Source organism: Enterococcus italicus DSM 15952 (assembly GCF_000185365.1).
Lineage (GTDB): Bacteria > Bacillota > Bacilli > Lactobacillales > Enterococcaceae > Enterococcus_G > Enterococcus_G italicus.
Genome location: NZ_GL622242.1, coordinates 13,051 through 14,558 on the forward strand (window position 1 = coordinate 13,051; position 1,508 = coordinate 14,558).

The following is a 1,508-nucleotide window of genomic DNA, read 5'->3' on the forward strand; positions in this document are numbered from 1 at the left end:
TTTAATAAAGTATAAGTTATACTTAAATAGATCTCATATAAGTTATACCTAATTAGACATTATTGTATATCTTATACTTTAAATCACTTCATTAGGTAATAAAACGATACCTTCAAAATAAGCTTTCCCTGATAACAAATATTTTGTTACGCAAAAACATAAAGTATAACTTATACTTTATGTTTTTGTAATCAGTAATAACTTATACTTTTATTGTTGAATGACTTAAAAAATTAAAGCTTATCAAATGCATCTTTTATTTCTTCTCTCAAGTGTTCCTCTTTCGCCACACCTAATTTTTGTGTAATATACGCTTCCGATAAAGTGTCAATAAGTTTTTCAAAGGTAATCCTCCCCTGCACTGATTGAAGTTCCTCAACGTAGTCTTGTAGTACGTTTAATTTTGACTCCAAAGCAGGAGATATTTTTTTGGGTTTTGTAACTTTAAATCTCTTATCTGTAATTTCTATAGGACGTCCTCGTTTTTACTTGCTACTGAAGTAATCGCTTTTGGTTTCTTATTCATCAAAGAAGAGTATCCAAATTCGTTTTCTCCTCTAATTGATACAGATTTTTTCTTTTTTTATTCCTGGTTTTAAGAGACCAGCATATTCTGTATCAACTTTGGTATCAACATTAAATTCTTTCCTTTCACTCATATTCTTTCCCTCCTAGCTATTCTTCAAATATTTTTCTGCGTGATTCAAGTTCGGCTAGTATTTTTATAAACGGTTCATGTGCCCTATAGTCCCATTGATCATAATTTCCGTTTCGATACTTTTTCAAAGATATTCCTTCTCTAGAATAACGTTTTAGTCGTTTTTGGAAATTAACAATATTCTTCGATACAGCGGATCCATATAAATCCATAGCCTCGCTCAATACACTTTTATCTAAATCATCGTCTGGTTCAAGCATGCATGCAATTATAGAAATCACTTCAAGGTCAATATCGTAGTTGTTAATCATAAATTTTTGATACCCAACATATTTTCCAATTCCATCTAACGATTCCTCTTGTGTTTGAAAAGCTATTATACTGTAGTCAGAGGCCGCCATAGCATTATCTGAATATGCACTAATAGTTGGAGGCACATCAATAAAAATAGTCTCATAATTTTCTTTGATAGGTTCCAATAATTTTTCTAAAACCATGATTTGTTCTTTCTCATCTTCAAAGTTAGCAATAACATAGTTAGAAAACGATCTAAAACTTGTATCACATGCAATTAAATCTAGATTTTCCATAATCGGCGTTATACAAATTGAAAGGTCTTCTTCGTTGATCCCATCTACTATTGTTTTATCAATATGATCTAAGTCAACAGTTCTTGCTAATATTTGTGAAGCGTTAGCTTGCGGATCAATGTCTATCACCAGTGTTTTCTTCTTATTTACTACAGCATTATCAAAAGCTAGCATTGTAACTATCTTGGTTTTCCTACTCCACCTTTAAAGTTCCCGACTGTATAAGTAGTTGCTGTCATATTTTTACCTACTTTCTTTTA

The 1,508-nt window shown here is 31.0% G+C and carries 2 pseudogenes; both read right to left on the reverse strand.

The features are described from left to right. Window positions 1-233: 233 nt before the first annotated feature. A pseudogene (locus HMPREF9088_RS12620) lies at window positions 234-659 on the reverse strand (hypothetical protein). Window positions 660-675: 16 nt separating this feature from the next. Next, window positions 676-1,487: pseudogene (locus tag HMPREF9088_RS10470) on the reverse strand (ParA family protein). Window positions 1,488-1,508 lie beyond the last annotated feature (21 nt).